Consider the following 13,758-nt stretch of genomic DNA (forward strand, 5'->3'; position numbering starts at 1 on the left):
TTGTGGACACTGTGTAAGACATTGCAGTACCGTAAGGTGTTTGCCAATGCAGTAGTGGGAGAAGCAAGAATCCCCCTACTTTAGCTGTGGGGAGTGTCAAATCAGGGGAAAATCGAAACGGACAGATTGGCTGGTAAAAAATATTCTTGCAAAGAAAGGGTGGTTTTCTCCACCGTTTCAGACGGAGAAAGAGCTGAGAGATATCCTTCAAAAACTATATAAAGAAACGGATATCCATGTTGACGGTTCTATGGTATATTTCCGTTGTGTGAAGTAATGCAATGATGCTGGATTTATAATAAAGTTTCAGATAATAAGTCTGGAACTTTATTTTTGTCTAAATGGATTATTGTCGTCCGTTCAGGTCTGGATAATGCTCGATTCTCATGTTAAGATAATAGAAAAAAAGGTTAGATGAAACTAATACAAAGAAATACCACTATGTGAAAGGAGAAGAAATTTGAATGTAAATGAAATTGCAAGTCTTGGAAGTAATGTGAAGCCTGTGATTCAGAATGAGAATTGCGCTGTTCTTATGTTAAATGATGCGACAGGAGAGGGCGTTATGACGGTTTACCGAGTAATGCCAGGTGTGATGATTTGTTTTTCAGACATGTACATGGAACAGTGCGCATCTGAATTTTATCTGTATTCTTTTGTGGCTTACCTGTATGAACTGGAGAGTGGGGCTGATTGCAGTGACGGGTGCTGCTGTTTCTCTGATTCAGGATGAAATTGAAATCGAATGGAATTTTGACGATATTTTTTCAGAACAGAGATAACTTGAGCAGGACAAGAATGATTTATCAGAAGATAATAAAGGTGCTGGGACTACCTGATGGAAACGTCAGATAGTCTTCGGCAGAAAAAAATAAAATTTTTTTGTCCTATACTTGACACATCCACATATGCTGAGGCATACGTTTTGCACCAGATGTGCAGAAGCTGGCCTAGATATCAAAGTTTTACAAATGATTATGGGACATAGTGACATAAGCATTACAATGAACATATACAATCACGTAGATGTTGCAAGAGTACAGAATGAAATAAAAAAGCTTGAAAATATAATGTAATAATCAGAGCCATTCCCTTTATCGGGCGTGGCTCTTTTATGACAATTTTTGTGACAAATAAAAGAAAATAGACGCAATCAGACGAAATATTGTTTTTCATGGAAATGCTGAAAATCCTTGTAAACAAAGTGTTCTTGATATATGATGAAACAAGTCGAAGCCCGTTATTGCTTTATGTGGCGGAAAGCGGTGGATCAAAAATCCTGGTATAAATAATATAATAAGAAGAAACGGTAAAGCAGAAAATCTTCCTGACGGACTTGTGCTTACCGTTTTTTTTATTTCTGTCGTTCCCATACCTGGCCGATCGGGAAGGACGGAGTGGATTCTGCAAGAAAGTCTTCCAGTGCATTTTCGAAGAATTCCACGGCACGTTTGCTAGTGGACTTTGGATATTTATGCTTGATCTTATAGCAGACACGGTTTGGCGGTGTGTTTTTCAGTTCACTGATAAAAAGAGGCCGGTAATGGGAAAGCTCCAGGATCACAGACTGTGGTGCGACCATCCAGTTTCCCGGTTTTTTCCAGAGACGGTCCAAAAGTGTGATGGTATCTGCCGCAATGTGAGGCCTGGAAGCGGAGGAAAGCCAGCGGTCATGCCAGATCTGATAATTGTCATCCCAACTTAAAAACAGCTCCAGGGATGGATCCAGCTCATCGGTATGTATTGCCGGAGCCGGAATCACTGGCTGATCCGATTGTATCAGATAAAGTTTTTCTTCGAAGATTTTCTCTGTTATGATATTCTTGTAATGCAATTTGTGGTAGACAAATCCGATATCAATGCTGTGTTCTCCAAGAAGACCGTAGAGCTCTGAAGAGTGATGGGACTCGATGTTCAGGTCCAGCTTGGTCTGCTCATTTAAGATCCTGTCATACAGTGGTGCGAAAACAGCTACGTTCAGGCTGTCTGTACAGCCGATGGTAAGCAGCAGGGAATCCTGATTGCGCTGCAGCTCCATAGTTTCCTTCCAGAGAGACATCCAGCGTTCCGCAAGGATGATAAAATCCGTTCCCTTGGCAGTCAGTTCCACCTGCTTGTGGCCTTTCTGACGGATCACAAGGGGAAAACCCAGTTCGTTCTCCAGAGATGTGAGCCGGTGGCTGACAGTAGGCTGGGAAAGAAAAAGAAGATCCGCTGTACGGGTGATGCTCTTGGTATTTACAATGGTGAGAAAGGTTTCGATTTCAGCAAGATTCATATGAACAGCTCCTTTTCTTTGGTGTTGTCTATAGGATGGTTTAAGCTTTGATAATATAAAAATTATTTATATTATACAGAGAAATTATTCGTTATTCAATAGTAAGCTTGTATGATATGATAAATACAATTAAAAAAGAAAATCAAAAGAAGAGAGGTTTTCATATGGCATTAGGATGTAGGATCAGACGAAATTTTGAAAGACCGTCAAAAGAATTAGTAGAAGCCTTCCGTGGAATTCCAGTTGCAAATATTGATGATAACTGTGGAAAGATCGCTGCCGTAGATTCCAGTATTTTCCCGCTGAACCCGAAGGCAAGACTTCTGGGAACTGCATTTACAGTAAATGCACCGGCAGGAGATAACCTTCTGTTCCATAAAGCACTGGATATGGCTCAGCCGGGAGATGTTATCGTTCTTGCAAACAAAGGAAGCAGGATAGAGTTATCCTTATCAACAACAGCCGTGGTCAGCTTGTTGTTGAGCAGGATCTGGCAGATGCTCTGAATAGTGGGAAGGTTTATGCTGCTGGTCTTGATGTTGTTTCTACTGAGCCGATCAAGGGGGATAATCCGCTTCTCAAGGCTAAAAACTGCATCATCACTCCGCATATCTCCTGGGCTGCTCAGGCTTCCAGACAGAGGATCATGGATATTACGGTTGATAATATCAAGGCTTTTCTGGATGGTAATACGGTTAACAGAGTTAACAAATAGATTTTTTTCGGTGTTTCGATTTCCTATGTATGATGTGTGAGGAAAGGACGGCTGTCTCGCTTTTTGGGGGGTGGCCGTCTTTTTCTTTGTGTGGTGGATTGAATGAACCGTACGCCGGGGATGTGGCAGCGGTACGGGCAGGGCTCCGTCGGCGGATACTGCTAAGGCTCCGGAAATCGGCTAAAAACATTGAGACAGGGGCAGAACTCGCCTCTGGCTCAGACAGCAGCCCCTGTCTCAATAACGCCGATCCCCGCAGCCTAAGCAGTATCACACCTCCTCCGCAGCAGCCCATACCGCTGCCACATCCCCGGCTGAAAATTCAACCGCAGAGAGCAGACAATAGAAGCGAATGTACATTCTGCCCAGTGCCCAAAAAACACAATATATAAAAATAAATCGGCACAACGTTCCACGTCCAACACCGAAGAATACAGGAACCAGATCGGCACAGTGTTCCGCATCCAACACCGAAGCATACAGAAAACGGCCTCAAAACAATCCATAACCAATAAAGCAGCCGGCCGTATCCCCCAAAAAATAAATCGGCACAGCATCCCGCATCCAACACCGAAGCATACAGGAACCAGATCGGCACAGCGTCCCACATCCAATACCCAAGCATACAGACACAAGTCAACACCCTCCCCTCATCCACAACCAAGAACTCCTTAAAAAAAGCCCGAGGGGTGTGCAGAGGGGCCGCGGCTTTGCGGCCCCTTTGCGGTTTTCTTTTTGCACAAAAAAATAGCTCCTACATCGCAAAGATGTAAGAGCTAAATTCGCTGGATGGAGAAGGATTCGAACCTTCGAAGGCGGTGCCAACAGATTTACAGTCTGCCCCCTTTGGCCACTCGGGAATCCATCCGTGAACAACAAATGTATTATATATAACATTTGATAAAATTGCAAGCTTTTTCTCAAAAAAAATAATAATTCCCACAGAATCAGCATTTTTGGTAAAATACTGGACTTACCAAAGGAAATCTGCTATTATGAGTACGGTTGGATATAAAGGACACGGTTTTTCCGTATCCTAATACAGGTTAGGAGGATTTTATCATGTTAGTAAACGCAACAGAAATGCTGAAAAAAGCAAAAGCAGGCCATTATGCAGTTGGTCAGTTCAACATCAACAACCTTGAGTGGACAAAAGCTATCCTTCAGACAGCTCAGGAGCTCAACTCTCCTGTAATCCTTGGTGTTTCCGAGGGTGCCGGTAAATACATGACAGGTTATAAGACTGTTGTAGGTATGGTTAACGGTATGATGGAAGAGCTGAACATCACTGTTCCGGTTGCTCTTCATCTTGACCACGGCAGCTATGATGGATGCCTGAAATGTGTTGAGGCTGGTTTCTCTTCCATTATGTTCGACGGATCTCATTATCCGATTGATGAGAACGTAGCTAAGACTAAAGAGCTGGTTAAGATCGTTGCTGAGCACAACATGTCTCTTGAGGCAGAGGTTGGTTCCATCGGTGGCGAGGAAGATGGTGTTGTTGGTATGGGCGAGTGCGCTGATCCTGAGGAGTGCAAGAGAGTTGCAGATCTTGGAATCAACTTCCTTGCAGCTGGTATCGGTAACATTCACGGAAAATATCCGGCTAACTGGCAGGGCTTAAGCTTTGAGACTCTGGATGCTATTCAGAAACTGACAGGAGATATGCCGCTTGTTCTTCACGGTGGTACAGGTATCCCGGCAGACATGATCAAGAAAGCGATCAGCCTTGGCGTTTCCAAGATCAATGTAAATACAGAGTGCCAGCTTGCATTTGCTGAAGCTACACGTAAATACATTGAAGAGGGTAAGGATCAGCAGGGTAAAGGATATGACCCACGTAAGCTTCTTGCACCTGGAGCAGAAGCGATCAAAGCTACTGTTAAAGAGAAAATGGAGCTTTTCGGATCTGTCAATAAAGCATGATGAATCGAAAATAATATATGGAAGAAGCCGGAATGGGAGCAAGCCTGTTCCGGCTTCTTTTTTCATGGTAAAATATCAATATTTTTACTATATAAAAAAATCAACATGTTTCTTGATTTTTTTATATAGTGAAAATGACCTCTTCGATTTACAATAATATCAAGTTAATCGAGAAGCTGATTTGAAGCTTATCGGTCAGGAATATGCGAAATGGACGTTTTAAGCATATCCGCGAAACAAATTGAATATCATATAAGGTAAAGGAGAGGTACGATTATGAGAATGAAAAAAGCAACAGCATTTGGTCTTGCAGCTTTAATGGCAGCTACCATGATCCCGGCAGTTCCTGCTATGGCAAAAGGGGATGACAGTGAAGGCTCTGTTTATTATCTGAATTTTAAACCGGAGCAGGCAGATCAGTGGTCAGACCTGGCAAAGAAATACACCGATGAGACTGGTGTACCGGTTACCGTTGTTACAGCTGCTTCCGGAACTTATGAGTCTACTCTGAAATCAGAGATGGCCAAGGATGAGGTTCCGACACTGTTCCAGGTTAACGGACCGGTTGGACTTGCATCCTGGAAGGATTATTGCTATGACCTGAAAGACAGCGATGTTTACAAAAATGTGGAGAGTGACGATTTCGTACTGAAGGAGGACAGCGGTGCAGTTGACGGTATCGCCTATGTAATTGAAACATATGGAATTATTTACAACAAAGCGCTTCTTAAGAAATACTGTGAGATGGATGGCGCTGTGATCAAGTCTGCAGATGAGATCAACAATTTTGAGACATTAAAGAAGGTTGCAGATGATATCCAGGCTAAGAAAGATGACCTTGGAGTTGACGGTGCATTTACTTCCGCAGGCTTTGATTCTTCCAGTGACTGGCGCTTCAAGACACACCTTGCAAACCTTCCAATCTATTATGAGTACAAAGAAGACGGAATCACATCCACAGATGCGATCAAAGGGACCTATCTTGACAACTTCAAGAACCTGTTTGACCTTTATATCACAGATTCTACCTGTGAGCCAAGCCTTCTTTCCAGCAAGACTATCGATGATGCAAATGCTGAATTTGGTCTTGGAGAGGCTGTGTTCTATCAGAATGGAACCTGGGCTTATGATAACATCAAAGATAACGAAGTAGCAGACGAGGATATGGGAATGCTTCCAATCTATATTGGTGTAGATGGTGAAGAGGACCAGGGACTTTGCACAGGCAGTGAGAACTACTGGTGCGTAAACAAAAAAGCAGATGAGAAGGATATCCAGGCAACTCTTGATTTCCTCAGCTGGGTTATCACAAGTGATGAAGGAAGAGAATCTATAAGCCAGGAAATGGGATTTACAACACCATTCAAGACCTTTGATGAGAATTATGAGTCTGCAAATCCGCTTGTAAAAGCAGCCGACGAATATGTAAAAGCTGGTAAAACTCCGGTTTCATGGAACTTTACAACCATGCCTTCTGAAGAGTGGAAAAACCAGGTCGGCAGTGCAATGCTTGAGTATGCACAGGGTACCGGCGAGTGGGATGCTGTGAAAACTGCATTTGTTGACGGATGGGCAAAAGAGTACAAAGCAGCAAATGAAGGCTGATAAGGTATAACTGAAACGTGATCACGAAGGGGTGGGCGGTTTCCGCCTGCCTCTTTTAATGAAGAGAGGATGTGTAAAGTAGGGAAGGATGCATCCTCAGGAGAAAGGAAGAGAAAACATGCAGAATAAGATGATGAAAAAGTATTTTCCGGTTTTTGTCCTGCCTACCCTGCTGGCATTTACCATTGGATTTATCGTTCCCTTTATCATGGGCGTATATCTTTCCTTCTGTAAATTTACCACAGTAACGGATGCAAAATTCGTGGGATTACAGAACTATGTGAAGATTTTTACTGAGGATGGAACCTTTGGACATGCATTATGGTACACCACCGCATTTACGGTTGTATCAGTAGTTCTGATCAATGTGATCGGTTTTGCAGTTGCGTTGCTTCTGACCAAGAAGATCAAAGGAACCAATATATTCCGTACCGTATTTTTTATGCCAAACCTGATCGGTGGAATCATCCTTGGTTATGTATGGCAGCTTCTGTTAAACGGTCTGCTTCTTCAGATCAATAAAACACTTACATATTCTTCTGTTTACGGATTCTGGGGTCTTGTGATCCTGATGTGCTGGCAGCAGATCGGATATATGATGATCATTTACATTGCAGGTATCCAGAATATCCCGGGTGAACTGATCGAGGCTGCACAGATCGATGGTGCGAACAAAGGACAGCTTCTGAAGCATGTGATCATTCCTATGGTCATGCCGTCCATCACCATCTGTACTTTCCTGACACTTACCAACTCCTTCAAGCTTTTTGACCAGAACCTTGCTCTTACAAATGGTGAGCCTTCCAATATGTCAGAAATGCTTGCACTGAATATTTACAATACCTTCTATGGACGTACCGGATGGGAAGGTGTAGGACAGGCGAAGGCCGTGATCTTCTTTATCCTGGTTGGAGCAATTGCCATGATCCAGAATCGTCTCACAAGAAGTAAGGAGGTACAGCAGTAATGAATAAAAAAGTAAAATTCAGCGGTCTGTGGACTGCGATCCTGAGTGTGGTATCTGTTGCTTATATTTTCCCGATCCTTCTGGTTTTGATCAATTCTTTTAAGAAAAAAGCATACATCAGCCGTTATCCCTTTGCAATCCCAACGGATAAAATGTTCGTAGGTCTGGAAAACTATGTAAATGGTCTCACAAAAACCGGATTTTTCCAGGCATTTGGATGGACATTATTTATCACAGTATTTTCTGTTGCGGTAATTCTGCTCTGTACCTCCATGTGTGCCTGGTACATCAACCGTGTTACCAACACGCTGACAAAAACCATGTACATGCTGTGCCTGTTTTCCATGGTCGTACCATTCCAGATGGTAATGTTTACTCTTTCCAAGATCGCAAACATCCTGAAACTGAATACTCCGTGGGGACTGATCATCATTTATCTTGGATATGGAGCAGGACTTGCGGTATTTATGTTCAGCGGTTTTGTAAAATCCATTCCGATCGAGATCGAAGAAGCTGCCATGATCGATGGCTGTACCCCGATCCAGACATTTTTTAAAGTGGTTCTTCCGGTTATGAAACCGACCTGTGTAACTGTAGCGATCCTGGAAACCATGTGGATCTGGAATGATTATCTTCTTCCATATCTGGTACTTGATATCAAGAAATATAAAACCATTTCCATTGCCATCCAGTATCTGAAGGGCGGTTACGGAACCATTGATATGGGAGCGATGATGGGCGTTCTTGTTCTTTCCATCATTCCGATCATTGCCTTCTATCTTGCATGCCAGAAATATATCATTGAAGGTGTGGTTGCAGGAGCTGTTAAGGGCTGACAAATTAGTTGAATAATGTTAAAATGAAAGAAAAACGGCCTGCTCTGCGTGCTTTTACGTGGATCAGGCCATATTTGGCGAGGTGAGGAATGTACAGAGTTTTGGTGGTAGATGATGAAAAACTGGAACGTGACGGAATCCGCTTTCTTCTGTCTATGGAGGAGGGAGAGTGGGAGATTTATGAGGCGGCTAATGGCAAGCTGGCATTAAATGAGCTGAGAAAGCATCCGGTGGATCTGATGCTGACAGATATCAAAATGCCTCATATGGATGGTCTGGAGCTTTCAAAAAAAGCAAGAGAGGAATATCCGGATCTGGAAATTATCATTTTCAGCGGTTATGGAGATTTTGCTTTTGCTCAGGAGGCGATCCGCTATGGTGTGACGGATTATGTACTGAAACCGGTGGATCCGGACCGCTTTCATGACACCATACAGAAGATCCAGAAGGAGATCGCATCCCGGAAAAATAAAGAGCAGCAGTCCATAAAAGAAAAGAGCTTTCTTCAGCAGTATTTTCTGCTGGGCTACATTTATTCCGGAGATCAGGAGCGTCTGAAGGAAGCGGAAGGAATTGTGGATTTTTCTGTCTGGGAGCAGTGGCACTGTGCAATTCTTATTGAATCGGATGAAGCTTTTTTTGATTCTGCCAGTGATGAGGTTCCCCTTGAGATCCGGGAAGAGCTTCGCCGTTCTTTCTTCTATTTGAATCTTAATGGCCGTCAGTCTTTGCTTCTTTTTAAGGATGTGTACTGTGATTATGTCCTTGTGGCAAAAAATGTCTATAATCTTCTGAAGCGCCTTCATCCTGTTCGCTTTCATCTGGCTGTAAGCCGGCGTTTTGACGGATATCAGGAATTGCCGGAAATCATGGAACAGCTGGAGCAGCAGATGGAAGAAAAATTTTATCATCCGGATATCCATGTCTACACCAGCGAGGAGGACGAGGAAAAAAATACCGGAGAAGAGGAGCAGGATTCCAGGCTTATGGAAAAAATCTCAGAAGATATTTCCAGAAAGGATGTGAAGCAGCTGTGGAGCCATTTCCGCAGCCTGGCATCCAAATATCAGTCCAATACCCAGTTTTCGGCCATGTATGTGAAATTTGTTTTTTCCAATGTGATAAGGGAGCTGTTTCAGGAGAATCGTTTTGCCGGAGAGCACAGGCTGGATCTGGAGGTGGATCATCTGTATGGCTGTTCTACCATTCAGGAGATCATTGAGGTTACAGAAAAAAATATCCGCCAGTACGAGGAGTTCCTGGACCGTTCCATGAGCGAATCCAGAGATGAGGTGGCAGCAGTCAAAAATTATATTTACAATCACTATGCGGAAGATCTGAATCTGGAAACACTGGCAGAAAAAGTATATCTTTCTTCCGGCTATCTCAGCTTTATTTTCAAGAAGGAGACGGGGATGAACCTGAATCGTTTTATCCGTGTGTTCCGCATGGAAAAGGCCAAGGAGCTTCTACGAACTACCAACATGAAAGTAGCCATGGTCAGCGAGCAGGTAGGATTTGCCAATTCTTCGTATTTCTGCCGGAGCTTCCGGGAATATTACGGAAGCAGCCCGGAGTCCTATCGGAAAGGAAACAATGAGGATGAAGAGTCTTCTGAAGAAGTATAATAATATGAAATACCGGTACAAGCTGACAAATCTTCTTGTGGTGGTATCCCTGGTGCCGATGACTGTGTTGGCACTGTATAGTCACAGTCGTATGAGTAGTCTTGTACGGAAAAATGAGATGGAGGATATGTACTCCATTTTGGAGCAGACCAGAGAAAACATTGACGGGCAGATCGAAATTTATGCCAGCCTTTTGAATTATCTTACCTATTCTCCTGAAATCCAGGAGGTGATCTTCAACAAAGATATGGATCGTTATACTGCATATGAACAGTATACGGAAGTTGTGGATCCGCTATTGACGGTGCCGAAATCCTACCACGAAGCAATTCTGGGGATACATCTTTTTGCAGAAAGCATTCCCGTGCGCCATGAATATACCTTGGCTCCGCTTTCAGAGGTTGATGGGGAATGGTGGAGTGACAAATTAAATAATACCGTGACGGTTCAGTGGATCGTGGACCGGGATAATCGTCAGATTGCGGCAGTCAGGGAAATATATGATGGTAAGATCAGGGAGGCTGTGCTCTGTATTTTGTTGGATTACGGAAAAGTATTCCAGCCTCTGGCTAATATTATTGAACGGAATTCCGGAGGCTTTGTGGTGGATGATCAGCAAAATATCGTCTATCATGGAGAAAATCTGGCGGCCAGTGATATTTCAGCACAGAAAGAAACTGCAAAAAAGCTGGATCGTCTGAGGGAAGAATATACCTATGTCAGCAGCAGCGGACATGAAACAAGATGGACCTATTATTTTTACAAACCTCCGGCTGTGATCGAGAGCTCGGTTTCAAAAGTATTGATCAGTGAGATCCCACTGATCGGCTTCTGCGTTGTGATCATCATTGTGCTTGGAATGACGTTTTCTAAGCTGTTTACCAGAAAGATTGAGCAGCTTACCAGAAATATGGAACAGGTGAACCAGGGAAGCCGTGAAGTTACGGTTTACAGTGATTCCGGAGATGAGGTAGGACAGCTGGTGAGAAGCTTTCACCATATGATGGATGAAATTAATCGACTGATCGAAGAAGTGTATGAAAATAAGATCGCTCTGAAGGAATTTGAACTGAAAGCGTTGACTGCCCAGATCAATCCCCATTTTCTTTATAATTCTCTTTCTATTATAAACTGGATGGCGATTAAGAGCCGTCAGAAGGAGATCAGCCGTGTGACACTGGCATTATCTACATTTTACCGGACAGCGCTCAGTAAGGGAGCAGATATGGTGACTGTGGAAACCTGTATTCGGAATATCGAAGCTTATCTGGAAATCCAGCTGATCATGCATGACAATGATTTTAAGGTGGAGTGGAATATCGATCCGTCTGTGCAGCAGGAGTTGGTTCCGAAGCTTGCCCTGCAGCCCATCGTTGAGAATGCTCTGGAGCATGGCCTGGATGTGAAGGAGGAAGGGGAAAAGCTTCTGAAACTTTATTTCTTTGAAGAGAATGGAGATGTAGTGATCCGGGTTGAAGATAACGGAATAGGGATGGAGCAGGAGCAGGCAGAAAAGCTGCTCACATATCAGGCAAAAGGCTATGGTCTTAAAAATGTCAATGACCGTATGTGCATTTTATATGGAGAGAAATATGCCATCCGGATCCTGAGCAAGGTAGGTGAGGGGACAAGCGTTGATATGAGGATCCCGAAAGAGGTAAAAAAAGATGAGACTTAGTCTGGGAAAAACAGTGGTATTTCTGAGTACGATACTGAGCCTGGCACTTTTGACGGGGTGTTCTTTAGGAACTGCAGAAATGGAAAAAACAGATATAGATGTTCTGTCCGAAAAGAGCAGTAAGAGCTGGGAACAGGCAGAAACCACGCCTCTGGGGAAATATCCGGAGCTTGTAACTTATACTCTGGGACAGATGAAAGGGGCTAATAATTCTAATCTTCCGGACGGGCAGACTTATGAGGACAATGCATATACCCGGTATCTGAAAAAAACACTGAATATTCAGAATAAGAATGTTTTTATGGAGAGTGAGGAGCGGTATGACGAAGCCCTGAACATCCTGGTCAAAGATCGGAATCTTCCGGATATTTTTCTGGTGTCGGACAGGGAAACTCTGGAAGAACTGGTTGAAAATGATCTTATCGAGGATCTGACGGAAGTATATAAAAGCTGCGCTTCCGATAAAATAAAGGAAATGTATGAGAGCTATGGAGAGGAACTTTTGGCATCCGGGACTTTTGACGGAAAACTGTATGCACTTCCGGAGACTGCCATTGATGATGGGCCGCAGCTTTTATGGCTGAGACGTGACTGGATGGAGCAGCTGGGACTGAAAGAACCGAAGACTCTGGAAGAGGCTTTTTCAGTGATCCGTGCGTTTCAGGAAAACCGGATGGGTGCAGAGGATGGTGAAGATCCTGTGGGACTTGTCTGTGATCCGGGACTTGTGGGCACGGTCAGCACCAGCTATTCGGTGGACTCTGTGTTTGAAAAGTTCGGGGCATATCCGCAGCAGTGGATTGAAAATGCAGATGGAGAAATTGTCTATGGATCGCTGACGGAGGAGACAAAGGAGGCTCTGGGGTATCTCAGAGAGCTTTACAGGCAGGGAATACTGGATTCGGATTTTGCTTTACGTGCACAGAATAATATCCGTGATCTTGTGGTGAATGGAAAATGCGGAGCGTTTTTCGGGCTCTGGTGGACTCCGAATAATCCTCTTATGGATGAGTATCGGAAGAATAAAGAGGCAGACTGGGAACCGTATTATCTGACTGCGGATGTAAAGCGGACTGTGGAGGTATACTCTACGTTTCGAGATAATAAATATGTAGTTGTGCGTAAAGGGTATGAGCATCCGGAGATTGTAATGAAGATTTTGAGTGTGTTGTTTGACCATTCCAGATATGAGGCAGAGGATGCGGATGAGATGAACACTTATTTTGCCTTGAATGTGGATCCTACGGCGCGTCCGCTAATGATCAATGTGGATTATAATGAGGCTACTTATATAGTGACAAAGCATATCCGTGAGGTTCTTTACAGTCCGGGCGATGAGAAGACCAGGGAGGATCTCAGTGCCATTGAGGCGTCTTATTTTGATGCGTGTAAGGAGTATCTTGAGGCGGAGGTGCCTTCGGTAGAGGCCTGGGCGGCGTATAAGTCCAGGATCTCGGCGGTGGGGCTTCTGGTGGATGCGAATTACCGTGCTCCGGAGAAGAAGTATCTGGGGGATGGTGACGGGGAGATTCCTCAGACTTTGCGTTTGCTGGAGAAGAACGCATTTATCCAGATCATTATGGGGAGGATGCCTGTGAGTTCTTTTGACTCTTTTGTGGAAGATTGGTATCGTAAGGGTGGAGACAGTCTTACGGAGCGGGTTCGGGAAGGGCTTGTGGACTCGTGAGGCGGATGTATAGAGGGACGCTAGAGGAAGGTGGCATTGGTCCGGGGTGGATGTTGTTGGGATTTTGTGAGGCGGATGTATAGAGGGACGCCAGGGGAAGAAGGCATCGCTCCGGGAGTGGATGCAGTCGTGGATGTTTTTGAGATTTTGAGAGGTGGATGTGGTTGAGGGACGCCAGAGAAAGGTGGCATCGCTCCGGGAGTGGATGCAGTCGGGGATGTTTTTGAGGTTTTGAGAGGTGGATGTGGTTGAGGGACGCCAGAGGAAGGTGGCATCGCTCCAGGCAGGGACTCCGTCGGGGGATACTACTAGGGCTCCGTGAGGCGGCTAAAAGCATTGCGGTAGGGCCAGAACTCGCCTGCGGCTCAGACAGCAGACCCTGCCGCAATAACGCCGTCTCCCGCAGCCCAAGTAGTAATCACCCCTCCTCCGCAGCAG

The 13,758-nt window shown here is 44.3% G+C and carries 11 protein-coding genes, 1 tRNA gene and 1 pseudogene; 11 read left to right on the forward strand and 2 right to left on the reverse strand.

The annotated features are described in order from the left end of the window. Positions 1–460 precede the first annotated feature (460 nt). Both LKD46_RS16355 and LKD46_RS16360 read left to right on the forward strand, forming a co-directional pair. Entirely contained in the window at positions 461–733 is a 273-nt protein-coding gene (locus LKD46_RS16355; protein WP_021650832.1) for a hypothetical protein, read from the forward strand. 175 nt (positions 734–908) lie between these two features. Then, complete coding sequence (locus tag LKD46_RS16360) at positions 909–1,076, forward strand: tyrosine-type recombinase/integrase (RefSeq protein ID WP_021650830.1); 168 nt, start codon at positions 909–911, stop codon at positions 1,074–1,076. A gap of 278 nt (positions 1,077–1,354) precedes the next feature. Here LKD46_RS16360 and LKD46_RS16365 read toward each other — a convergent pair whose 3' ends face one another. Beyond that, positions 1,355–2,278, reverse strand: coding sequence for a LysR family transcriptional regulator (locus tag LKD46_RS16365; RefSeq protein WP_015527133.1), 924 nt, complete (start codon positions 2,276–2,278; stop codon positions 1,355–1,357). Positions 2,279–2,442: 164 nt separating this feature from the next. On the opposite strand from LKD46_RS16365, the gene LKD46_RS16370 reads away from it, so the two are divergent. Next, the gene (locus LKD46_RS16370) at positions 2,443–2,784 is read left to right on the forward strand and encodes an RraA family protein (protein WP_015527134.1); all 342 of its coding nucleotides are present in this window, start codon (positions 2,443–2,445) and stop codon (positions 2,782–2,784) included. Beyond that, positions 2,715–2,993: pseudogene (locus LKD46_RS16825) on the forward strand (NAD(P)-dependent oxidoreductase); the annotation flags it as partial. The gene LKD46_RS16370 and the pseudogene LKD46_RS16825, both read left to right, overlap by 70 nt. A gap of 786 nt (positions 2,994–3,779) precedes the next feature. Here LKD46_RS16825 and LKD46_RS16380 read toward each other — a convergent pair. Continuing rightward, a tRNA-Tyr gene (locus tag LKD46_RS16380) sits at positions 3,780–3,861 on the reverse strand. A gap of 194 nt (positions 3,862–4,055) precedes the next feature. Between LKD46_RS16380 and fba the strand changes: the two genes are divergently transcribed. The 7 genes from fba (at position 4,056) to LKD46_RS16415 (ending at position 13,320) form a co-directional block, all read left to right on the forward strand. Then, positions 4,056–4,919, forward strand: a complete 864-nt coding sequence (gene fba, locus LKD46_RS16385) for a class II fructose-1,6-bisphosphate aldolase (protein ID WP_015527136.1) — start codon at positions 4,056–4,058, stop codon at positions 4,917–4,919. A 276-nt stretch (positions 4,920–5,195) separates the two neighbouring features. Further along, positions 5,196–6,524, forward strand: coding sequence for an ABC transporter substrate-binding protein (locus tag LKD46_RS16390; protein WP_021650828.1), 1,329 nt, complete (start codon positions 5,196–5,198; stop codon positions 6,522–6,524). 118 nt (positions 6,525–6,642) lie between these two features. Beyond that, a complete protein-coding gene (locus LKD46_RS16395; RefSeq protein ID WP_110104281.1) occupies positions 6,643–7,491 on the forward strand; it encodes a carbohydrate ABC transporter permease in 849 nt (282 codons plus the stop codon). Continuing rightward, entirely contained in the window at positions 7,491–8,327 is an 837-nt protein-coding gene (locus LKD46_RS16400; RefSeq protein ID WP_021650827.1) for a carbohydrate ABC transporter permease, read from the forward strand. The genes LKD46_RS16395 and LKD46_RS16400 overlap by 1 nt, the downstream gene beginning before the upstream one ends. Positions 8,328–8,416: 89 nt before the next feature. Then, the gene (locus LKD46_RS16405; protein WP_059085412.1) at positions 8,417–9,955 is read left to right on the forward strand and encodes a response regulator transcription factor; all 1,539 of its coding nucleotides are present in this window, start codon (positions 8,417–8,419) and stop codon (positions 9,953–9,955) included. After that, positions 9,930–11,633, forward strand: a complete 1,704-nt coding sequence (locus LKD46_RS16410) for a sensor histidine kinase (RefSeq protein WP_021650824.1) — start codon at positions 9,930–9,932, stop codon at positions 11,631–11,633. The genes LKD46_RS16405 and LKD46_RS16410 overlap by 26 nt, the downstream gene beginning before the upstream one ends. Continuing rightward, positions 11,623–13,320, forward strand: a complete 1,698-nt coding sequence (locus tag LKD46_RS16415) for an extracellular solute-binding protein (protein WP_110104280.1) — start codon at positions 11,623–11,625, stop codon at positions 13,318–13,320. The genes LKD46_RS16410 and LKD46_RS16415 overlap by 11 nt, the downstream gene beginning before the upstream one ends. Positions 13,321–13,758: the final 438 nt, after the last annotated feature.

The organism is Blautia fusiformis (assembly GCF_020686995.1).
GTDB classification, from domain to species: Bacteria; Bacillota; Clostridia; order Lachnospirales; family Lachnospiraceae; genus Blautia_A; species Blautia_A fusiformis.